Origin of the sequence: Pseudomonas sp. RA_5y_Pfl1_P24 (assembly GCF_963970945.1) — a bacterium.
GTDB lineage: Bacteria > Pseudomonadota > Gammaproteobacteria > Pseudomonadales > Pseudomonadaceae > Aquipseudomonas > Aquipseudomonas tritici.
Genome location: NZ_CAXAOJ010000005.1, coordinates 317,135 through 337,681, shown reverse-complemented (window position 1 = coordinate 337,681; position 20,547 = coordinate 317,135). Strand labels below are relative to the sequence as shown.

Below are 20,547 nucleotides of genomic sequence, written 5' to 3'. Positions count from 1 at the left end.
GCCACCCACGGGATAACAACAACAATGAACCCTAGCCTGACTGATTCACCTGCGCTTTCACGGCGCGGCGTCTTGAAAATCGGCTTGTGCGCCAGTGCCTTCCTGGCCACCGCCGGGCTCGGCGCCAGCCTCAGCGGTTGCTCCAGCAGCACGCCGGCCAGCGGCTTTGCCATGTTGCGCAGCAGTGACTTGCCCTTCTTGCGCGCAGTCATCCCAGTGCTGCTCGAAGGCGTCGCCAGCGCCCAGGAAGTCACCCGCGGGATTGAAGACACGCTTAAGAAGCTCGACTTCAGCCTGCAGCGCCTGTCGCCGGAGATGTTCAAGCTCACCCAACAACTGTTCGACGTGCTGGGCATGGGCATTACCCGTGGGCCGTTGACCGGGATCTGGGGCAGCTGGGAGAACGCCAGCGGCGAACAGATTCGCAACTTTTTGCACCGCTGGGAAAACAGCTACCTGAACCTGCTGCGCATGGGCCAGGGCTCGCTGCTCAAGCTGGTGATCATGGCCTGGTACTTCCAGCCGGCGTCCTGGGCCCACTGCGGCTATCCGGGCCCGCCCAAAATCTGACCCTGATAACCCACTCAAAAATGTGGGACCGCAACGTCGTAGCCAGTGATATCTATAACAACAAGAGTGCACTTCTATGCCCGTACCTGATCTGTTCCGCGACGGCATGGCCCGTGGTTGGAAAACCCATAACGGCGCCGCCCTCGACAGCGACCTGACCCTGGAAGCCGATGTGGCGATCATCGGCAGCGGCGCAGGTGGCGGTACCACCGCAGAAATCCTCAGCGCTGCCGGCTACAAAGTGCTGCTGATCGAAGAAGGCCCGCTCAAGACCAGCAGCGATTTCAAGCTGCTCGAGGACGAGGCCTACACCAGCCTGTACCAGGAGGGCATCGGCCGCATGAGCAAGGACGGTGCGATCACCATCCTGCAGGGTCGGGCGGTAGGTGGCACCACACTGATCAACTGGACGTCGAGCTTTCGCACCCCGGACGCCACACTCGCCCATTGGGCCAGCGAATATGCGGTGAAGGGTCATAGCAGCGCCGAGATGGCGCCGTGGTTTGAAAAGATGGAACAACGCCTGGGCATAGCGCCCTGGGCCCTGCCGCCCAACCCCAACAATGACGTGATCCGCAAAGGTTGCGAAAAGCTCGGTTACAGCTGGCATGTGATCCCGCGCAATGTGCGTGGCTGTTTCAACCTCGGGTATTGCGGCATGGGCTGCCCGGTCAACGCCAAGCAGTCGATGCTGGTGACCACGATTCCCTCCACCCTGGAAAAGGGCGGCGAGTTGCTTTACCTGGCGCGCGCCGAACGCCTCGTCTACAACGGCGACACCATCAGCAGCCTGGAATGCGTGGCCCTGGACGACCTGTGCGTGGCGCCGACCGGACGTAAGATCACGGTAAAAGCCAAGCATTACGTGCTCTCGGGCGGTGGTATCAACAGCCCGGCGCTGCTGATGCGCTCGGATGCTCCGGACCCGCATTCACGGTTGGGCAAGCGCACCTTCCTGCATCTGGTGAATTTCTCCGCAGCGCTATTCGATGAGGTGATCAACCCGTTCTATGGCGCACCCCAGTCGATCTATTCCGACCATTTCCAATGGCAGGACGGCACCACTGGCAAAATGTCCTACAAGCTAGAGGCGCCACCCTTACACCCTGCGCTGGCGAGCACCCTACTCGGAGGCTATGGCACCCAGAACGCTCTGGATATGAGCCAATTGCCCAACACCCACGCGATGCTGGCGTTGCTGCGCGACGGCTTCCACCCTGACAGCCCGGGCGGCAGCGTGGAATTGCGCGGCGACGGTACGCCAGTGCTTGACTATCAGGTCTCGGATTACGCATGGGACGGCCTGCGCCGCGCGTTCCACAGCATGGCCGAAATCCAGTTCGCGGCGGGCGCCAAGTCGGTCAAGCCGCTGCACCACGACGCGCGCTACGTGAAAACCCTGGCCGAAGCGCGCAGCCTGATCGACGGCCTCAACCTGGAACTGCACCGCACCTGCCTGGGCAGCGCCCATGTGATGGGCGGTTGTGCCATGGGTGAAGACTCGAAAAACGCAGTGGCCGACAGCCTCGGTCGTCATCACCAACTGCGCAACCTGTCGATCCACGATGGCTCGCTATTCCCCACCAGTATTGGGGCCAATCCACAATTATCGGTGTACGGTTTAACCGCGCAACTGGCGACGGCTTTGGCCGAACGTCTGAAAACAGCATGAAAAAACGCGCGATAAGCGGCATGTATCTACATAAGTCGACTTGGCCGACCGGGATGGCTGCGATACCATCCGGTTCCCCAACGGACTCCGCCAGGACGACGCGATGAACCGAGTGTTGTACCCAGGTACCTTCGACCCGATTACCAAAGGCCATGGCGATCTGGTCGAACGCGCCTCACGCTTGTTCGACCATGTGATCATCGCGGTCGCGGCCAGCCCCAAGAAAAACCCGCTGTTTCCCCTGGAACAGCGCGTGGAGCTGGCGCGTGAGGTCACCAAACACCTGCCCAACGTGGAAGTGGTGGGGTTTGCCACTCTGCTGGCGCACTTCGCCAAAGAGCAGAACGCCAATGTGTTCCTGCGTGGCCTGCGCGCGGTGTCGGACTTCGAATATGAATTCCAATTGGCTAACATGAACCGCCAATTGGCGCCGGATGTGGAAAGCCTGTTCCTCACGCCGTCTGAACGTTATTCGTTCATTTCCTCGACGTTGGTCCGTGAAATTGCGGCTTTGGGCGGCGATATCACCAAGTTCGTGCACCCGGCCGTGGCCGATGCGCTGACACTGCGCTTCAAGAAGTAAGACCGCTTAATCGGCGCCTGCTCGCACTGCGGGCGCCAATGCGGCACAATTGCGCGCATTAGTTTTCAGATGCCTTGGCTGACAGCCCTGGCAGGAGTTTCCATGTCCCTGATCATCACCGACGATTGCATCAACTGCGACGTCTGCGAACCCGAGTGCCCGAACGCCGCGATTTCCCAAGGCGAGGAGATCTACGTGATCGACCCTAACCTGTGCACCCAGTGTGTCGGCCACTATGACGAGCCTCAGTGCCAGCAAGTGTGCCCGGTAGATTGCATTCCGCTGGATGAAGCTCATCCGGAGACGGAAGAGCAGTTGATGGAGAAGTACCGGAAGATTACCGGTAAGGCTTGAGTTTTTTCAGGGCCTGTAAGGGCCTCATCGCAAACAAGCCAGCGCCCACATTGGATTTGTGAGCACATTCAAAGGTGGGCGCTGGCTTGCCTGCGATGGCGATTTCAGCCATCACACAGGTTCAGCGCTGACACTTAGGGCAAAACACACTCGCCCGCTGCCCCAGCACCACATTGCGCAACTCAGTCCCGCACACCTTGCATGCCTCGCCGCTCCGGCCATAAACGAACAATTCCTGCTGGAAATACCCCGGCTGCCCGTCACCGCCGATAAAGTCCCGCAGCGTCGTACCACCGCGCTCAATAGCGGCGGCCAGGATGCGCTTGATCTCAATCGCCAGCTTCAGATAACGCGCCCGCGAAATACCTCCGGCCTCGCGACGCGGATCAATGCCCGCCGCAAACAGCGCTTCGGTCGCGTAAATATTGCCCACACCCACCACCACCGCGTTGTCCATGATGAACGGTTTCACCGCCATCGACCGTCCACGGGACAGTTGAAACAAGCGATCACCATCAAACAGGTCCGTCAGCGGCTCTGGCCCCAGGCGAATCAACAGCTCATGGTTGTGCGGGTCCTGGCTCCACAGCATCGCGCCGAAACGCCGCGGGTCGGTGTATCGCAGGGCCAGGCCGGATTCGAGCTCGATATCCACATGCTCATGCTTGGCGGCCGGCATGCCGACTTCCACCAGGCGCAGGTTGCCCGACATGCCCAGGTGGCTAATCAACGTGCCCACTTCGGCATTGATCAACAGGTACTTGGCCCGCCGCTCCACCAGCACGATGCGCTGCCCGGACAGGCGCACATCAAGGTCTTCCGGAATCGGCCAGCGCAAGCGCCGTTCACGCACCACCACGCGGCTGACGCGCTGGCCTTCCAGGTGCGGTGCAATGCCGCGCCGGGTGGTTTCGACTTCTGGTAACTCGGGCATGTGTACCTCGTGAAGGAAGGGTCAGTGCGCGCCCAGCTCGCGGATCGACAACTTCATGCTCTCGAAGTCGTAGTCCGACAGCCCCACGTAGTCCAGCACCAGGTGGCCGATAGTATTCCACTCATGGTCGATGGTCTGATTGCCCAGCACGCGGCAGGAGGAGCAGACGTGCTCGGCCATTTTCAGGATCGCCAGCAAGTTTTTAAGCTGCGGATTACGCGACGACTCATCACTGAAGATCGCCAAGGCGTTGTGGTGATTGGCGATGGCGTCGGTCACATGCTCCGGCAGGCGCCAGGACTTGGCGGTGTAGTAACCCACCACCGCATGGTTGGTGTTGAACGCGTTGTTCTCGGTGTCGACCACACGGCAATCGGGCCCCGCATTGGCGTAGGCCTGCTCCAGCACGGCCATGTAATTGGGGAAGCGCTTGAGCATCAGCGGCACGCCGCAATCGTGGAACAGCCCCAATGCATAGGCTTCGTCGACCGCCTGGGCGCCGGTGCGCTTGGCCAGGGTGAGGCAGGTCATGGCCACATCCTGGGCGGTGTCCCAGAAGCGGTTGAGGGTGACGATGGTGTCGTCGCTCATCTCGCCTTTGATCGACAGGGCGTTGATCAGGTTGATGATCGAACGGCTGCCCAGCAGGTTCACCGCGCGCTGGATCGAGGCGATCTTGTTACTCAGCCCGTAATAGGACGAATTGACAATCTTCAGCAGCGCGCCGGAAAGGCCCGGGTCCTGGGAGATCAACCGCGCGATCACCTCCAGGTCCGGGTCGGGCATGTACTGCTCCATCTGCAAATCCACCATGATCTGCGGTTGAGGCGGCACGCTGATGCCTTGCAGGGTCTGCTGGATCTGTTCGGCGGAAAGCTCTTGGGACATAAGTACATACTCCGGGCTAGGGGGCGATTCTAACCTTTATAGGAAGCTGACCGACACATCAAAACCCGGATTAAAAATGGATCAAAAGTGGGAGCGGGCTGGCTCGCGAAAGCGGTATACCAGTCGGCGGATCCAGTGCCTGACCCACCGCTTTCGCGAGCAAGCCCGCTCCCACACAAGGTATACTCCCGCTCTTTTTTCCGGAGCGACGTCATGTCCCTGCCAAGCCTGCGCCTCAAACCCAACGCCGATCGCCGTTTGCGCAACGGCCACCTGTGGGTCTACAGCAACGAAATCGACGTGGCGGCCACCCCACTTCACGGCTTCCAGGCAGGCGACCAGGCTATCCTGGAAGCAGCCGGCGGCAAGACCCTGGGCATCGTGGCCATGAGCCCGAACAATTTGATCTGCGCCCGCCTGCTGTCGCGCGACATCAAGTTGCCTTTGGACAAGTCGCTGCTGGTGCACCGGATCAACGTGGCGCTGTCACTGCGTGATCGCCTGTTCGACAAGCCGTTCTACCGCCTGGTGTACGGCGATTCCGACCTGCTGCCGGGCCTGGTAGTTGACCGTTTCGGCGACATCCTGGTGGTGCAGATCGCGTCGGCGACCATGGAAGCGCATAAGGAAGACGTGATCGCTGCGCTGACCCAAGTGCTCAAGCCGAGCGGCATTCTGTTCAAGAACGACTCAGCCGCACGCGACGCCGAAGGCCTCAACCGCTACGTCGAGACCGTATTCGGTCTGGTTCCTGAATGGGTCGCCCTGGAAGAAAACGGCGTGAAATTCGAAGCCCCGGTGATCCAGGGCCAGAAAACCGGCTGGTTCTACGACCACCGTATGAACCGCGCCCGCCTGGCCCCGTACGCCAAAGGCAAGCGCGTGCTCGACCTCTACAGCTACATCGGCGGCTGGGGCGTGCAAGCTGCGGCTTTCGGCGCCAGTGAAGTGTTCTGCGTCGACGCCTCCGCCTTCGCCCTCGACGGCGTGGAGCGCAACGCCGCGCTGAACGGTGTTGCCGAGAAGATGACTTGCATTGAAGGCGACGTGTTCGAAGCCCTCAAAGAGCTGAAAGCCAGCGAAGAACGCTTCGACGTGATCGTCGCCGACCCACCGGCCTTCATCAAACGCAAAAAAGACATGAAAAACGGCGAAGGCGCCTACCGCCGCCTCAACGAGCAAGCCATGCGCCTGCTCAGCAAGGACGGCATCCTGGTCAGCGCCTCGTGCTCCATGCACCTGCCGGAAGACGACCTGCAAAATATCCTGCTGACCAGCGCCCGTCACCTGGATCGCAATATCCAGATGCTGGAACGCGGCGGCCAGGGCCCGGATCATCCGGTGCACCCGGCGATTGTTGAGACCCGGTATATCAAGAGCATTACGTGCCGGTTGTTGCCCAATAGCTGATGCTATTGACCTGTAGGGACTTCCGGGTTCCTACAGGTTTTAAGGAAATTTCGTCCCGCACCAGACTTTGACTTTCCTCCCCACAGGCTCGACTCTCCCCTTCCTCACGGAATCGAGGCTCGCTCATGTCGGCTGCTATCACGCTCGCTGAAAAACCATTCATTGTTTTCTGGCTGATGACCATGACCCTGCTGGGCGTCTTCCCTCTTGACGTCGTGCTGCCTTCCTTTCCCGCTTTGGCGGAACACTTCCACACATCGACAACCCATATCGCGCGATCAGTCAGCCTGTTCGCCATTGGCTTTTCATGCTCAATGCTGTTGATCGGCCCGTTGTCCGACAAGATCGGCCGCAAGAAGCTGCTACTGGCCAGCATGGTCGTGGCGATCATCGGTGCCGCCGGGTGCTTGACCGCCAGCAACACCCCCCAATTCCTGTTCTTTCGCGTCATCCAAGCCATGGGCTGCGGCGGCTTCATATTGTCCCAGGCGTTGGTGCAGGACCTTTTTTTCGGCAGAGAACAAGAGCGTTTGCGCATAGCAATGGTCACGGCCGGAGGAATCTTCATTTCGATTTCGCCGTTGCTGGGCGCGTGGCTGCAACTGCATTGGGGCTGGCAAGCCAGCTTCTACGTGTTCATAGCCCTCTGTACAGCATCCTTGATCATGGCTCACCGGTTACTCCATGGCGGCATGCCTCAAACGGCCGCGAGCCAATACAGTATTTTCAAGGCCTATGCCAAGGTCTTCGCCAACAGCCATTTCGTCAGCTATGCCACGATCTCCGCGATTACCTTCGCCTGCCACTTCTCGTTCATCGTTGTTTCACCGCTCATATTCATGGACCAACTGAAACTGTCACCCCATGAGTACTCACTGACCTTACTCCTCTATGGCGCCGCTTACGTATTGGGCGGCGTCTGTGCAGGCTTCCTGCACAAACGCCTGCCTGCTGCGACTCAGATGGCCATAGGGCTGGTGCTGATCGCGATCTCTGGGCTGGTCATGCTACTTCTGGCCTATCAGTTCGGCTTATCAACGCTGACCGTACTGGTGCCCATGCTGCTCTGCACGGCGGGCACGACCATCACCCGACCCATTTCCAACTCCAGGGCCATGAGCTTGTTTCCAGACAGTGCGGGGACGGCGGCATCAGCCGTAGCAGCAGTGTTATTCATCGCCGGCGGTCTTATCAGTGCATTCATCAGCACCTTTACTCACCAGCTAAGCACTGCGCTTGGCCTGTGCTTTCTAATTCTGAGCATCGTCGCACTGGCGTTGAACGCATGGGTGCGGCGCCACCCGCACGTCCCGTAGCCGCCATCTTCACGGTTGCAGCCATTCCCTCCAGCCGCCAGCGGTGTAGAATCGGCCTATTCATCGCCAGTCATCCCCCGGCGGGTTTATGAGCTCAAGGCCCAAGCAAGCGGCGATCCCGCGACGCGAGTGGCAACTTTTGGACACACGGCCATTTTCTGAGTGTTCCAGACGTCAATAGAAGCTCACTCCCCTTTGATACCGATTAGCCGCCCGGAGTGCTCCATGCCAGATTACCGCTCGAAAACATCCACCCATGGCCGCAACATGGCCGGCGCGCGCGCACTGTGGCGTGCCACGGGGATGAAAGATGACGACTTCAAGAAGCCGATCATCGCGATTGCCAACTCATTCACTCAGTTCGTACCCGGCCACGTCCACCTCAAGGACCTGGGCCAACTGGTCGCCCGCGAGATCGAGCGCGCTGGCGGCGTAGCCAAGGAATTCAACACCATCGCCGTGGACGACGGCATCGCCATGGGCCACGACGGCATGCTGTATTCCCTGCCGAGCCGCGAGATCATCGCCGACTCCGTGGAATACATGGTCAACGCTCACTGCGCCGACGCCATCGTGTGCATCTCCAACTGTGACAAGATCACCCCCGGCATGCTGATGGCCTCCCTGCGCCTGAACATCCCGGTGATCTTCGTTTCCGGCGGCCCGATGGAAGCCGGCAAGACCAAGCTCGCCTCCCACGGCCTCGACCTGGTCGACGCCATGGTGATCGCCGCCGATTCCAGCGCTTCTGACGAGAAGGTTGCGGAATACGAGCGCAGCGCTTGCCCAACGTGCGGTTCGTGCTCCGGCATGTTCACCGCCAACTCGATGAACTGCCTGGTGGAAGCCTTGGGCCTGGCCTTGCCGGGCAACGGTTCGACACTGGCCACCCACAGCGACCGCGAGCAGCTGTTCCTGCAGGCCGGCCGCACCATCGTCGAGCTGTGCAAGCGTTACTACCACGACAACGATGAATCGGTGTTGCCGCGCAATATCGCTAACTTCAAGGCGTTCGAAAACGCCATGACCCTGGACATCGCCATGGGCGGTTCCACCAATACCATCCTGCACTTGCTGGCTGCGGCCCAGGAAGCCGAGATCGATTTCGACCTGCGCGACATCGACCGTCTGTCCCGTCATGTGCCGCAGCTGTGCAAAGTCGCGCCGAACATCCAGAAGTACCACATGGAAGACGTGCACCGCGCCGGCGGGATCTTCTCGATCCTCGGCTCCCTGGCCCGTGGCGGCCTGCTGCACACCGACCTGCCAACCGTGCACAGCAAGACGCTCGCCGAAGGCATCGCCAAATGGGACATCACCCAGACTGACGATGAAGCGGTGCTTCACTTCTTCAAGGCAGGCCCAGCGGGCATCCCGACGCAAACCGCGTTCAGCCAGTCGACCCGTTGGGACACCCTGGATGACGACCGTGAAAACGGCTGCATCCGCAGTGTCGAGCACGCCTACTCCCAGGAAGGCGGCCTGGCCGTGCTGTACGGCAACATCGCCCTCGACGGTTGCGTGGTGAAAACCGCCGGTGTGGATGAATCCATCCACGTCTTCGAAGGTCGCGCCAAGATCTACGAGAGCCAGGACAGCTCGGTTCGCGGCATCCTCGCCGACGAAGTGAAGGAAGGCGACATCGTGATCATCCGCTACGAAGGCCCGAAAGGCGGCCCGGGTATGCAGGAGATGCTGTACCCGACGTCCTACCTGAAATCCAAAGGCCTGGGCAAAGCCTGCGCCCTGCTGACCGACGGTCGGTTCTCTGGCGGTACTTCGGGCCTGTCCATCGGCCACGCTTCGCCAGAAGCTGCTGCCGGTGGCGCGATTGGCTTGGTGCAGGATGGCGACAAGGTGCTGATCGACATCCCGAACCGTTCGATCAACCTGTTGATCAGCGATGAAGAACTGGCGGCACGCCGGGTCGAGCAGGACAAGAAAGGCTGGAAGCCGGTGGAGAAGCGTCCGCGCAAAGTCACCACCGCGTTGAAGGCGTATGCGTTGTTGGCGACCAGCGCCGACAAGGGCGCTGTGCGTAACAAAGCGATGCTCGACGGCCTGTAAGCTTCGCGCATAAAAATGCCCCGCCCCAGTGCGGGGCATTTTTTTGCCCAGAACAACTATCGAAAACAATGGAGATCAAAATGTGGGAGTAGGCCTGCTCGCGAAGGCAGGCAACTCGGTCTTACTGAATCTCTTCAGGCTTAACAATCACCCAGTTCTTGTCCGCCGTCACCGGCAACCCTTCCTTGGCCTGCGCCGCCGCATGCTTGGCCATCATGCCGTTCAGCTGGGTCATGTACTTGTCCTTGCGGTTGATCCACAAGTGAATCCCCCCCTTGGCCACGTCCACATCGTGGAACAGCATGTAGCCATCGCTGGTCGGGGTGTCGCCGCCCACCAGCACTGGCTTTTTCCACTCGTCGATGTAGGTAAGAATAGCCGCATGCTTACCGGCCATCCAGGTGGCCGGGGTCCACAGGTAGGGGGTCAGCTCCAGGCCGAGGTTGGCCTTCTCGTCATATTTACCGGCGCTGATCTGTTTGCGCGCGGTGGTCAGCTCGCCGGTCTTGCGGTCCTTGAGCAGGGTGGTCACGCCGATGACGTTCTCGGGTTTGACGTTGTAGCCGTACTTCGGATCGGCGGCAACCATGCGCACCAGCTCTTCCGAAGCGGCGGTCATTACGTACACCGCGATCCCGTTCTCCATCAGCTTGTTGTACAGCTCGGCCTGGCCGGTGAAGATTTTCGGCGGTTGCACTTCGGACTTTTTCACCACGTCGCCTTCAAAATAGCTGACGGGTACGGGCTTGCCGGAGGCCATCAGCTCATCGACCTGCACCTTGAGCTCCTTGAGGGTAAAACCCGAGAACACCTGGGCGACCCACGGGTAGCAGACCATGTCGTCCACTTCGCAAAGGCGATAGTAGTAACTGAACAGGCTTTCCTTATGGTCGGCGGTGTCTTTGAACGGCATCAGTTTGAGCGATGGATCAAGGCTGTCACGGGTGATCAGCCCCTTGTTTTCCATGTAGGGCAGCAGGGACTCTTCGAGGTCGTAGCGGTAGCTGGTGTTGTCCATGTCGAACACCGCGAAATTACCCTTGTTGGCGTTGGCGGCGATCATTTCATTCAGTTGCTTGGCCGCCGGAGCTGGCCAGTGCTTCAGCTCGGTGGCGGCGAACGCCTGGCTGACGAGTCCGAGGCAAAATGCAGCGGCGATTAATTTCGGCACGAACTTCATAGGCGTTGTCTCCCTGAGTGAAAGACATCGACACTAACAAATCCCTGTGACAGTTCCCACTTCGAGCACGACCGTGCGCGTACTGATCCCGTCACACTTTTGCGCCTGAGCGGCAAATGCTTATTCCAAAAACGACACCGGCCATTCCATATCGGTATTAAATCAATATATTTCAAGCTGTTAGGCTTCCCGGTTCGCAATCGCAGGCTCACGCGATTGGCTGCCTTCTCAACGGAGCTCTAATGAATCTGCCCCTGATTCTCAACTTACTGGTGTTCGTGGCCCTGTTGCTGGGCCTGGCACAAACCCGTCGTACACACTGGAGCCTCGCCAAGAAGGTGTTGCTTGCCCTGGTGTTAGGCGTGGCGTTCGGTGTCGCGCTGCACAGCATTTACGGCGCCGGCAACCCGGTGCTCAGAACCTCCATCGGCTGGTTCGACCTGGTCGGCAACGGCTACGTGCAACTGCTGCAAATGATCGTGATTCCGCTGGTGTTCGCCTCGATCCTCAGCGCCGTGGCGCGCCTGCACAATGCCTCGTCCCTGGGAAAGATCAGCTTTCTGACCATTGGCACGCTGCTGTTAACCACCGCAATTGCCGCGCTGATTGGTATTGGCCTCACCAACCTGTTCGGCCTTAGCGCCGAAGGCCTAGTGGCCGGCACCCAGGAAATGGCGCGCCTGCAAGTGATCCAGAGCGATTACGCCGGCAAGGTCGCCGACCTGAATATCCCGCAACTGTTGTTGTCATTCGTGCCGGCCAACCCGTTCGCTGACCTAGCGCGCGCCAAGCCAACGTCGATTATCAGCGTGGTGATTTTCGCTGCCTTCCTGGGGGTTGCCGCGCTGCAGTTGCTCAAGGATGACGTGGAAAAAGGCCAGAAAGTACTCAATGCCATCGACACCCTGCAAGCCTGGGTGATGCGCCTGGTGCGCCTGGTCATGAAGCTGACGCCCTACGGCGTATTGGCGCTGATGACCAAAGTGGTCGCCGGCTCCAACCTTCAAGACATCATCAAGCTCGGCAGTTTTGTGGTGGTGTCGTACCTGGCCCTGGGCCTGATGTTCGTGGTGCACGGCGTGCTGCTGTCCCTGGCAGGGATCAATCCGCTGCGTTTCTTCCGCAAAGTCTGGCCGGTGCTGACGTTTGCCTTCACCAGCCGCTCCAGCGCGGCGTCGATCCCGTTGAGCATTGAAGCGCAGACCCGTCGCCTGGGCATTCCGCAATCCATCGCCGGATTCGCGGCCTCGTTCGGCGCGACTATTGGCCAGAACGGTTGCGCGGGGCTTTACCCTGCCATGTTGGCCGTGATGGTCGCCCCAACCGTGGGCATCAACCCGCTGGACCCGCTGTGGATCGCGACGCTGGTGGCGATTGTGACCTTAAGTTCGGCAGGTGTTGCAGGCGTGGGCGGCGGGGCGACCTTTGCCGCGCTGATCGTACTGCCGGCCATGGGTTTGCCGGTATCACTGGTGGCGCTGCTGATTTCCGTGGAGCCGCTGATCGACATGGGCCGCACGGCGTTGAACGTGAACGGTTCGATGACGGCGGGGGCGATTACCAGCCAGATCATGGGGCAGACGGATAAAGAGTTGCTGAATGCGGATGAGCATGCGGAGTTAGCGCAGGTTTAGCAGGGCCTGTCAGACCGCCTTCGCGAGCAAGCCCGCACATTTTGACCGCATTCTCATGTTGGAACTCGGTCAAATGCGGGAGTGGGCTTGCCCGCGAAGCGCTTAGGCTTTTTCCCAGACTTCGAAGTTATACGCCGGCTTATCATCCTCAGCCGCGTTCTCGACATTCGACACCAGCTTCCACTTACCCGCATCAAACGCCGGAAACCAAGCATCCCCTTCCGGGCTCAACGCCACCCGCGTCAGATAAAGACGATCCGCCTGCTCCAGCCCCTGCGCATACAACTGCGCACCGCCGATCAGCATCAGCTCATCCACGCCGTGCGCCAGCGCCCACGCCTCAGCGCGCTCCACCGCAGCCTCCAGTGACGGAAAAACTTCCGCACCTTCAAGCACCAGATCGGTCTGACGGCTAACCACTAGGTTCAAGCGCCCCGGCAACGGTCGGCCCAGGGAGTCCCAGGTCTTGCGCCCCATGATGATCGGCTTGCCCAAGGTGGTGGCCTTGAAATATTTGAAATCCCCCGGCAAATGCCAGGGCATGCTGTTGTCGACGCCGATCACGCGGTTTTCACCGAGGGCTGCGATCAGGCTTAAAGGGAGAGTTTTTTTCATGGCGACGAGAATACCAGAGGCGCAGGCCAGCGGTTATGCTCCACGTTCACTTGCTCAACAGGAAGGCGCGTGACTGCACTGAACCCCCTGCACACACTCTGGCTGACAGAAACCGTGCGCCTGCGCGAAGAACACGCAGGCAACCTGGAAGACCTGGAAGCCAACCGCTTGGCCCGCACGGCAGGTGGCGACTTGCCGAAGCGCATCCAACAGCGCGCCCTGCACCTGGCCGAGCGTGATGGCCTGACCGCCGCTCTCACGCGCTGGCTGCAAGGCGCGCGTCTGGCGTTGGTGCTGCTCGCGATCGTCGCCGTGATCAGTGGCGCCGGCCTGGCCTTGGCGGCCATGGGCAACGGCCTGACCCCGGTGAATGTATTCTGGGCCTTGGGCAGCCTGCTTGGTTTGAACCTCATCCTGTTGCTCAGTTGGGCCCTGGGCCTGCTGTTTGCTGGCGAACACAGCGCCAGCCTTGGGCGCCTGTGGTTGTGGCTCAGCGAAAAGCTCGCGCGTGATGCCAAGGCTGCACAGCTGGCGCCAGCGCTGTTGCTGCTGCTGCAGCGCCAGAAACTCAATCGCTGGGCCGTCGGTGTGCTGGTCAACAGCCTGTGGTTGTTGGCGTTGCTCAGCGCCATGGTGATTCTTCTTACGCTACTTGCCACCCGCCGTTACGGCTTCGTGTGGGAAACCACCATTCTTGGCGCCGACACCTTCGTCGCCGTCACCCAGGCCCTCGGCACCTTGCCGGCTATGCTGGGCTTCAACGTACCGACCGTCGACATGATCCGCGCCAGCGGCGATGCTGCGCTGAATATCGAAAGCGCCCGCCAAGCCTGGGCCGCCTGGCTGGTGGGCGTGCTGCTGGTGTATGGCCTGCTGCCGCGCTTGGTCCTCGCCCTGCTGTGCCTGTGGCGCTGGAAACGCGGGCGCGCCACCCTGCGCCTGGACCTCAACCTGCCCGGCTACAGCCAACTGCGCGAACGCCTGATGCCGAGCAGCGAGCGCCTTGGGGTCAACGATGCCGCGCCGGAACAACTGCACCACGTCACGGGCGGCGTCAGCGAACTGGAAAGCGACGGCGCCCTGCTGGTGGCCATCGAACTGGACGATCAACAGCCGTGGCCCCCCACACTGCCGGCCAGCGTGAAAAACGCCGGCATTCTGGACAGCCGCGAATCGCGTAACAAGCTGCTGGAGCAGCTCACGCGCTTCCCTCCTGCACGCCTGGCCATCGCTTGCGACCCGCGCCGCTCGCCGGACCGTGGCAGCCTCGCGCTGATCGCCGAACTCGCGCGCAGCGCCACCGCCACCCGCGTCTGGCTGCTGCAAGCACCGCCCGGCCAGGCGCTGGACGCCGAGCGCCTGGGCGACTGGCACGCCGCACTGCAACAACTTGAACTGCCCTTCGCCGACTGCGCGCCGCTGAACTGGCTGGAGACCGGCCATGACTAAACCGCTGAAACTCGCTGTGGTCGGCCACACCAACGTCGGCAAGACCTCGCTGCTGCGCACCCTGACCCGTGATGCCGGCTTCGGCGAAGTCTCCCATCGCCCCAGCACCACGCGGCATGTCGAAGGGGCGCGCTTGTCGGTGAATGGCGAAGCCTTGCTGGAGCTTTACGACACGCCCGGCCTGGAAGATGCCATCGCACTGCTCGACTACCTGGAGCGGCTGGATCGCCCCGGTGAACGCCTCGACGGCCCGGCGCGTCTGGCACGGTTTCTCGAAGGCAGTGAAGCCCGCCAGCGTTTCGAACAGGAAGCCAAGGTGATGCGCCAACTGCTGGCCTCGGACGCCGGTTTGTATGTGATTGACGCCCGCGAGCCGGTTCTGGCCAAGTACCGCGACGAACTGCAAGTGCTAGCCAGTTGCGGCAAACCATTGCTACCGGTACTCAACTTCGTCAGCAGCAGCGACCACCGCGAGCCGGACTGGCGTGACGCCCTGGCGCGCCTCGGCCTGCACGCGCTGGTGCGTTTCGACAGCGTCGCGCCACCGGAAGACGGCGAACGGCGGCTGTATGAAAGCCTCGCGCTGCTGCTGGAAAGTGCGCGGCCGCAACTGGAGCGGTTGATTCTTGATCAACAGGCGCAACGCCAGGCACGCCAGCAAAGCGCCGCGCGATTGATCGCCGAGCTGCTGATCGACTGTGCCGCGTGCCGACGCAGCGTGGTGACTGAAGATGAGCCGCAAGCCATCGGTGATCTGCGCAAAGCCGTTCGTCAACGTGAGCAAAAATGCGTGGAAGCGTTGCTCAGGCTGTTCGGCTTCCGCCCCCAGGACGCCGCCGCCAGCGACTTGCCGCTGCTGGATGGCCGCTGGGGCGATGACCTGTTCAACCCGGAAACCCTCAAGCAGCTCGGCGTGCGCGTGGGCGGCGGGATCGCCGCAGGCGCGGCGGCGGGTGCAGGCGTGGATTTACTGGTGGGAGGGTTAACACTAGGCGCCGCCGCACTGGCCGGTGCAATTGCTGGTGGTGCACTGCAAACCGCACGCAGCTACGGCAGCCGCCTGCTGGGCAAGATCAAGGGCCAGCGTGAGCTGACCGTCGACGACGCCGTGCTGCGCCTGCTCGCCCTGCGCCAACGCCAATTGCTCAAGGCCCTGAACCTGCGTGGCCATGCGGCGATGCACAGCATCAAGGTCGACACGCCCCAGGACAAAACCTGGCGCGAGGGAAAACTACCGGACGCGTTGCATAAGGCCCGCGCGCACCCGCAATGGTCGTCCCTCAACCCTCATGCCAGGTTGAGCCAGGCCGAGCGCCAGGAACAGGTCGAAGCCCTGGCCCAGCGCCTCGACGAGACCTAAGCCGCCAGCACCTTGCGCGCCTTGGCCCTGAGCACGTCAAGGTCGAGTATCGGCACGTGCATTTCCTTTGCCTGTTCGTCCCAATAGCGCATGCGCAGACTCACCGCGCAGAGCGGGTCTTGCTCGAAAACGCAGGCTTGTTCCGCATTCATCACACCGCCCTGATAGTCCAACGTTCGGCGGCTGGCTTCGCTCAAACGGGCGTAATAGTCCGGCTGGCTGAAGGTCAGGTAACGCTTGGCCTGCACGTGATACTCCACCAACTTGGCCATACGCTCGCTGAACCCTGCACGGCGCAGATAATCCGCCCCCAAACGCTCATGGCTGACCACGCCATAACCGCCCATGTTTTCACCGCCCAGGCCACAGATATGCCCGATATCGTGGAAAAATGCCGCCAGTACCACTTCGTCATCAAAGCCTTCGGCCATGGCCAGTTGCGCGGCCTGGGACATGTGTTCGATCTGCGACACCGGCTCGCCGATGTAATCCGCCGTGCCGCGTGTCTCGTACAGGCCGAACACTTCGGCAATCGCCTGCTCCGGGCTCATCACGCTGCGCCCCACACTGCAGTGATATTTCGCTCAGCCATCGCTGGCCCCACGCTCATGCCGACGCCGGTATGCATCAACGCCGCGCTGACGCCCGGCGCCGCGGGCAGGAACGAGAACGGCGCCGGGCCTCGCGAGCCGTACACACCCTGCCACCGTTCTACCACCCGGATCTTGCAACCCAGGGTCTGTTCGGCCAGTTCGATCATCCAGTCATCGACCTGCTCGGCATTGAACGGCGATGCATCGCTGCCGTAGTCATGGGAGTCGCCGATGATCAGCTCGCCATGGGGCGTCGGGCTGATCAGCAGGTGAATACCGTGTTCATGCAGGTGCGGTGCCTCACGCAGGATCTGCGCCTGCACCGGCGCGGCTTCCGGCAGATCGGCGAATGCGCCGTAGTGCACGCAACTCAGGCCGGTGAGCAACGCGTGTTGCAGGTTCAGATTCACGGCTGGCCGCGCGCGCAGCATTTGCAAGCGGCAGGTACTCGGGTTGAGTTGGGCCATCGCTTCGGCCAGCAAGGTTTGGTAGTCGTGGCCGGAGCACACGATGATCTGCTCACCGCGAAAGCTCCCCGCCGTGCTGTTCAACTGGCCCGATTCGACGTCGCGAACCAGGGTGGAGAAATAAAACTCCACGTTCAGTTCCTGCGCCAGGTAATTGATCAGCGCCGGGATCGCTTCACGGGAATACAGTTGCTGATCGTCCTTGCCATGCAGCGCGGCGCGGTGATGGCGGAACTGGCCGCCATATAAATCGTTGATTGCCGCGCCTTGCAGCAGTTCGACGTTGTAGCCGTATTCTTGGGCGCGTCCGGCGCAGAAGGCTTCCAGCAGATGCTCTTCGGCTTGGGTGCGGGCGAACAGGTATGAACCGTTGCGCTTGAGCTGCAGCCCGGCCACTTGGGCCCAATGGGCCCAGATGTCGCGGCTCTCCCGCGCCAGGTCGAGCATCGGTCCAGGTGGTTGACCGGTGACCAGGGCCTGGCCGAAGTTGCGGACCGAGGCGCCGAGCGGCGTGGCGCTGCGTTCGAAGACCTTGACCTTGAGGCCGCGCCTGGCGGCCGCATAAGCGTGGGACAGGCCGAGGATGCCGGCGCCGATGATCAGCAGGTCGCTGTGGTGTGTCATTGAATGATGTCCTGAATTAGAGACCGCTATCGCAGGCAAGCCTGCGATGAGGCCATCAGCCCAAACCGAGCATTTACTGACCCGCCACCTTCTCTGACTTGCCGTCATAGCGCTTACGCCATTCGGCCAGGATGCTGTCGCGATTTTTCGAGGCCCAGGCAAAGTCGTTCTTGATCAGGCGCTGCTCGTAATCGGCCGGCAATTCCGTCTGCGGCTTGGCAATACCCGGCTGGGCAAGGACGGCGAAGTTGTCCTTGTACAGGTCCATGGCAGCAGGGCTGGCCGAGAAGTCGGCGAGTTTTTTCGCCGCGTCGGCGTGGGCAGAGCCCTTGAGCACGGCGGTGGCTTCAATGTCCCAGCCCAGGCCTTCCTTGGGCAGGATGATGTCCAGCGGCGCACCCTGGCGTTTCAGTTGTACGGCCGGGTATTCGAAGGAAATCCCGATCGGGAACTCACCCGACGCCGCCAGCTTGCACGGCTTGGAACCGGAGTGAACGTACTGGCCGACGTTCTGGTGCAGGTCGTCCATGTAGTGCCAGCCCTGTTTCTCGCCGAAGGTCTGCAGCCAGGCGCTCACGTCCAGGAAACCGGTGCCGGACGAGGCCGGGTTGGGCATGACGATCTTGCCCTTGTACTCAGGCTTGGTCAGGTCCTGCCAGCTCACCGGCTTGGTCAGGCCCTGTTTCTCGGCCTCGACGGTGTTGAAGCAGAGGGTCGCGGCCCACACATCCATACCGACCCAGGCTGGTGGGTTGGCAGCGTCGCGGTAGTTCTTGCCGATCTTGTCCAGGTCCTTGGGCGCGTAGTTATCCAGCATGCCTTGCTGATCGAGGATCGCCAGGCTCGACGCGGCCAGGCCCCAGACCACATCGGCTTGCGGGCGGTCTTTCTCGGCCAGCAGCTTGGCGGTGATGATCCCGGTGGAATCACGCACCCACTTGATTTCAATGTCCGGGTTGGCCTGTTCGAAGGCTTTTTTGTAGGTCTTCAACTGCTCGGCTTCGAGGGCCGTGTACACCGTCAACTCGGTCTTGGCGAAGGCATTCAGACTGAATGCGCTCAGTACGGCAGCGACCAGCGCCAGGGGCTTGAACATGGAGCACCTCCTTCAGGGATGTTTATTGGCCGGGCGCGGTCTGGCGCCAGGCTTGGGAGCGGCGCAACGCGCCACGTGAGGCCCACGCCAGCAGCAGCGAGACGCCGGCCGAAGTGAACAGGATCAAGGTCGACATGGCCGCTGCACCGCCCACGTTGCCGGCGTCATCCATGTTCAACACGGCGACGGCGGCGAGGATGGTGTCGGGGCTGTAGAGGAAGATCGCGGCGGACACGGTGGTCATCGCCGACACAAACAGGTAGCGCACGATGTCCAGCAGCGCCGGCAGGCAGATCGGCACCGTGACTTTCAAGTAATGGCGGTACAACGGTGCCTTGAGGGACAACGCGGCGGCTTCGAACTCGGCGTCGAGCTGGCGCAACGCCGTGGTCGCGGTCATCTGCGCGGTGGTCAAATAGTGAGCAATGGTGCACACCACCAGCAGGGTCATGGTCCCGTAGAACACATGCAGCGGGTTGCCGTTAAGGTTGAAAAAGAACACATAGCCCAAGCCCAGCACCAACCCAGGCACCGCCATCGGCACAAAGCTGAGCATGCGCAGCGCCAGGTTCAGGCCCTTCTGGCCCTTGGTCTTTTCCATCAAATACGCGCCAGTGAAGATCAGCACACTGCCGATCATCGCGGTGCACAACGCCATGGTCAGGCTGTTGCGATAAGCCAGCCAGCCGCCGCCGGCGGTGTCTTCGAACTGGTAGTGATTGAGCGAAAGCGACAGGTTGTACGGCCAGAATTTCACCAACGAGGAATACACCGCCATGCCGAATACCAGCAGCAAAACGGCGCAGATCAGCAGCACGATGGCCAGGTAGCAGCCCTCTCTTACGCGCGATGGCACCGGTTGGAAGACGTGGGCACGACCGCTCATGGAGTCGCCATGACGACGGCGCAGCCAGGCATCCACACCAAAGCTGAACAGTGCCGGCAGCAGCAACACCATACCGATCAGCGCACCGCGGCCGAACTGTTGCTGGCCGACCACGGCCTTGTAGGCCTCCAATGCCAGCACCTGATAATCGCCGCCGACCACCACCGGCACGCCGAAATCGGTGATGGTCAAGGTGAACACCAAACAGAACGCGGCGAACACCGCCTGACGGGTCGCTGGCCAAGTAATGCTGCGGAACGCCCGGGCCGGGCTCGCGCCCATGCTCGAGGCCGCATCAAACAGCCGCGCATCTGCCAGGGACAGCGCCGACAGCAAAATCATCAAGGCATGTGGGAAGGTGTAGATCACCTCGCCCAGCACAATGCCCCAGAAGCCATAGATATTGTCCGAAAGCAGCCCGCGCAACAGGCCCTGGTTACCGAACAGATACACCAGCGCAATGCCCGGCAACATCGACGGCGCCATCAGCGGCAGCAGCGACAGGCCGCGCCAGATCGCCTTGCCGGGAATCAACGTACGCTGCAATGCGTAGGCAAACAGGTAGGCCAGCGGTACGACGATGGCCGCAACGCTGAGAGAGACTTTCAGGCTATTGCCCAGCAGCCAGTGGAAGTTGTCACTGGTGAGCAGTTCCCGCGCCGCCACCAAGCCACCGCCCTGCCCGGCTTCGCTGCTGAAACCGCGCCAGAAGATCGCCAACAATGGCAGCAGTACGGCAATACCCAGCAATAAAAGCCAAATCAGTTTGCCGCCGACCACAAAAATGCGATCGCCCAGCTCGGCGCGGGAGACCTGACGCGGCTCAGGCAATGTCATGACAGCAGCCAT

Annotated in this window: 18 protein-coding genes; 10 read left to right on the top strand and 8 right to left on the bottom strand. The window is 61.3% G+C overall.

What is annotated here, in order from left to right:
* The first annotated feature begins 24 nt into the window (after positions 1-24).
* From AACY30_RS10580 to AACY30_RS10565, 4 genes are all read left to right on the top strand, one after another.
* Positions 25-570, top strand: a complete 546-nt coding sequence (locus AACY30_RS10580) for a twin-arginine translocation pathway signal protein (protein ID WP_339415241.1) — start codon at positions 25-27, stop codon at positions 568-570.
* Between the two features lie 76 nt (positions 571-646).
* On the top strand, positions 647-2,242 hold the full coding sequence (locus tag AACY30_RS10575) for a GMC family oxidoreductase (protein ID WP_339540272.1): 1,596 nt from the start codon (positions 647-649) through the stop codon (positions 2,240-2,242).
* Positions 2,243-2,345: 103 nt separating this feature from the next.
* Positions 2,346-2,825: a pantetheine-phosphate adenylyltransferase gene (gene coaD / locus AACY30_RS10570; RefSeq protein WP_049711086.1), complete on the top strand. Its 480-nt coding sequence runs from the start codon at positions 2,346-2,348 to the stop codon at positions 2,823-2,825.
* 102 nt (positions 2,826-2,927) lie between these two features.
* Positions 2,928-3,179, top strand: a complete 252-nt coding sequence (locus AACY30_RS10565; protein WP_003195146.1) for a YfhL family 4Fe-4S dicluster ferredoxin — start codon at positions 2,928-2,930, stop codon at positions 3,177-3,179.
* Positions 3,180-3,300: 121 nt separating this feature from the next.
* On the opposite strand, the gene mutM is transcribed toward AACY30_RS10565, so the two are convergent.
* Positions 3,301-4,113, bottom strand: a complete 813-nt coding sequence (mutM, locus tag AACY30_RS10560) for a bifunctional DNA-formamidopyrimidine glycosylase/DNA-(apurinic or apyrimidinic site) lyase (protein WP_339415239.1) — start codon at positions 4,111-4,113, stop codon at positions 3,301-3,303.
* Between the two features lie 21 nt (positions 4,114-4,134).
* Positions 4,135-4,947: an HDOD domain-containing protein gene (locus AACY30_RS10555; protein ID WP_339415455.1), complete on the bottom strand. Its 813-nt coding sequence runs from the start codon at positions 4,945-4,947 to the stop codon at positions 4,135-4,137.
* Between the two features lie 267 nt (positions 4,948-5,214).
* Here AACY30_RS10555 and AACY30_RS10550 point away from each other — a divergent pair, with 267 nt between their 5' ends.
* From AACY30_RS10550 to ilvD, 3 genes are all read left to right on the top strand, one after another.
* Entirely contained in the window at positions 5,215-6,411 is a 1,197-nt protein-coding gene (locus tag AACY30_RS10550; protein WP_049711083.1) for a class I SAM-dependent rRNA methyltransferase, read from the top strand.
* Between the two features lie 125 nt (positions 6,412-6,536).
* Positions 6,537-7,727 (top strand): MFS transporter, encoded by a 1,191-nt coding sequence (locus AACY30_RS10545; RefSeq protein ID WP_339469644.1) that lies wholly within the window; start codon positions 6,537-6,539, stop codon positions 7,725-7,727.
* A gap of 225 nt (positions 7,728-7,952) precedes the next feature.
* Complete coding sequence (ilvD, locus tag AACY30_RS10540) at positions 7,953-9,794, top strand: dihydroxy-acid dehydratase (protein ID WP_339415237.1); 1,842 nt, start codon at positions 7,953-7,955, stop codon at positions 9,792-9,794.
* Positions 9,795-9,915: 121 nt separating this feature from the next.
* Here ilvD and AACY30_RS10535 read toward each other — a convergent pair whose 3' ends face one another.
* The gene (locus AACY30_RS10535; RefSeq protein WP_339469642.1) at positions 9,916-10,974 is read right to left on the bottom strand and encodes a haloacid dehalogenase-like hydrolase; all 1,059 of its coding nucleotides are present in this window, start codon (positions 10,972-10,974) and stop codon (positions 9,916-9,918) included.
* A gap of 242 nt (positions 10,975-11,216) precedes the next feature.
* Here AACY30_RS10535 and AACY30_RS10530 point away from each other — a divergent pair, with 242 nt between their 5' ends.
* On the top strand, positions 11,217-12,608 hold the full coding sequence (locus AACY30_RS10530; protein ID WP_339540271.1) for an L-cystine transporter: 1,392 nt from the start codon (positions 11,217-11,219) through the stop codon (positions 12,606-12,608).
* Between the two features lie 102 nt (positions 12,609-12,710).
* Here the strand turns inward: AACY30_RS10530 and AACY30_RS10525 are convergent, their stop codons facing one another.
* Positions 12,711-13,223, bottom strand: a complete 513-nt coding sequence (locus tag AACY30_RS10525) for a dihydrofolate reductase (RefSeq protein WP_339469640.1) — start codon at positions 13,221-13,223, stop codon at positions 12,711-12,713.
* Between the two features lie 69 nt (positions 13,224-13,292).
* Between AACY30_RS10525 and AACY30_RS10520 the strand changes: the two genes are divergently transcribed.
* Positions 13,293-14,672 carry a DUF2868 domain-containing protein gene (locus AACY30_RS10520; RefSeq protein ID WP_339540270.1) on the top strand — a complete coding sequence of 460 codons (1,380 nt, stop codon included), beginning with the start codon at positions 13,293-13,295 and terminating at the stop codon, positions 14,670-14,672.
* Positions 14,665-16,032, top strand: a complete 1,368-nt coding sequence (locus AACY30_RS10515; protein ID WP_339540269.1) for a DUF3482 domain-containing protein — start codon at positions 14,665-14,667, stop codon at positions 16,030-16,032. The genes AACY30_RS10520 and AACY30_RS10515 overlap by 8 nt, the downstream gene beginning before the upstream one ends.
* Here the strand turns inward: AACY30_RS10515 and AACY30_RS10510 are convergent.
* The 4 genes from AACY30_RS10510 to AACY30_RS10495 all read right to left on the bottom strand — a co-directional run bounded on the left by AACY30_RS10510 (position 16,029) and on the right by AACY30_RS10495 (position 20,547).
* Positions 16,029-16,583 (bottom strand): phosphonate degradation HD-domain oxygenase, encoded by a 555-nt coding sequence (locus AACY30_RS10510; RefSeq protein ID WP_339469634.1) that lies wholly within the window; start codon positions 16,581-16,583, stop codon positions 16,029-16,031. The two genes, AACY30_RS10515 and AACY30_RS10510, sit on opposite strands and share 4 nt — an antisense overlap.
* Positions 16,583-17,716: a TIGR03364 family FAD-dependent oxidoreductase gene (locus AACY30_RS10505; RefSeq protein WP_339540268.1), complete on the bottom strand. Its 1,134-nt coding sequence runs from the start codon at positions 17,714-17,716 to the stop codon at positions 16,583-16,585. Before AACY30_RS10505 ends, AACY30_RS10510 begins: the two co-directional genes overlap by 1 nt.
* A gap of 73 nt (positions 17,717-17,789) precedes the next feature.
* Positions 17,790-18,812 carry a putative 2-aminoethylphosphonate ABC transporter substrate-binding protein gene (locus tag AACY30_RS10500; RefSeq protein WP_339540267.1) on the bottom strand — a complete coding sequence of 341 codons (1,023 nt, stop codon included), beginning with the start codon at positions 18,810-18,812 and terminating at the stop codon, positions 17,790-17,792.
* Between the two features lie 22 nt (positions 18,813-18,834).
* Positions 18,835-20,547: a putative 2-aminoethylphosphonate ABC transporter permease subunit gene (locus tag AACY30_RS10495; RefSeq protein WP_339540266.1), complete on the bottom strand. Its 1,713-nt coding sequence runs from the start codon at positions 20,545-20,547 to the stop codon at positions 18,835-18,837.

Bases quoted from the DNA above. Each gene is read 5' to 3' on its own strand.
- AACY30_RS10580 (WP_339415241.1), top strand. From the start codon at position 25: ATGAACCCTAGCCTGACTGATTCACCTGCGCTTTCACGGCGCGGCGTC.
- AACY30_RS10575 (WP_339540272.1), top strand. From the start codon at position 647: ATGCCCGTACCTGATCTGTTCCGCGACGGCATGGCCCGTGGTTGGAAA.
- coaD (WP_049711086.1), top strand. From the start codon at position 2,346: ATGAACCGAGTGTTGTACCCAGGTACCTTCGACCCGATTACCAAAGGC.
- AACY30_RS10565 (WP_003195146.1), top strand. From the start codon at position 2,928: ATGTCCCTGATCATCACCGACGATTGCATCAACTGCGACGTCTGCGAA.
- mutM (WP_339415239.1), bottom strand. From the start codon at position 4,113: ATGCCCGAGTTACCAGAAGTCGAAACCACCCGGCGCGGCATTGCACCG.
- AACY30_RS10550 (WP_049711083.1), top strand. From the start codon at position 5,215: ATGTCCCTGCCAAGCCTGCGCCTCAAACCCAACGCCGATCGCCGTTTG.
- AACY30_RS10545 (WP_339469644.1), top strand. From the start codon at position 6,537: ATGTCGGCTGCTATCACGCTCGCTGAAAAACCATTCATTGTTTTCTGG.
- ilvD (WP_339415237.1), top strand. From the start codon at position 7,953: ATGCCAGATTACCGCTCGAAAACATCCACCCATGGCCGCAACATGGCC.
- AACY30_RS10535 (WP_339469642.1), bottom strand. From the start codon at position 10,974: ATGAAGTTCGTGCCGAAATTAATCGCCGCTGCATTTTGCCTCGGACTC.
- AACY30_RS10530 (WP_339540271.1), top strand. From the start codon at position 11,217: ATGAATCTGCCCCTGATTCTCAACTTACTGGTGTTCGTGGCCCTGTTG.
- AACY30_RS10525 (WP_339469640.1), bottom strand. From the start codon at position 13,223: ATGAAAAAAACTCTCCCTTTAAGCCTGATCGCAGCCCTCGGTGAAAAC.
- AACY30_RS10515 (WP_339540269.1), top strand. From the start codon at position 14,665: ATGACTAAACCGCTGAAACTCGCTGTGGTCGGCCACACCAACGTCGGC.
- AACY30_RS10510 (WP_339469634.1), bottom strand. From the start codon at position 16,583: ATGAGCCCGGAGCAGGCGATTGCCGAAGTGTTCGGCCTGTACGAGACA.
- AACY30_RS10505 (WP_339540268.1), bottom strand. From the start codon at position 17,716: ATGACACACCACAGCGACCTGCTGATCATCGGCGCCGGCATCCTCGGC.
- AACY30_RS10500 (WP_339540267.1), bottom strand. From the start codon at position 18,812: ATGTTCAAGCCCCTGGCGCTGGTCGCTGCCGTACTGAGCGCATTCAGT.
- AACY30_RS10495 (WP_339540266.1), bottom strand. From the start codon at position 20,547: ATGGCTGCTGTCATGACATTGCCTGAGCCGCGTCAGGTCTCCCGCGCC.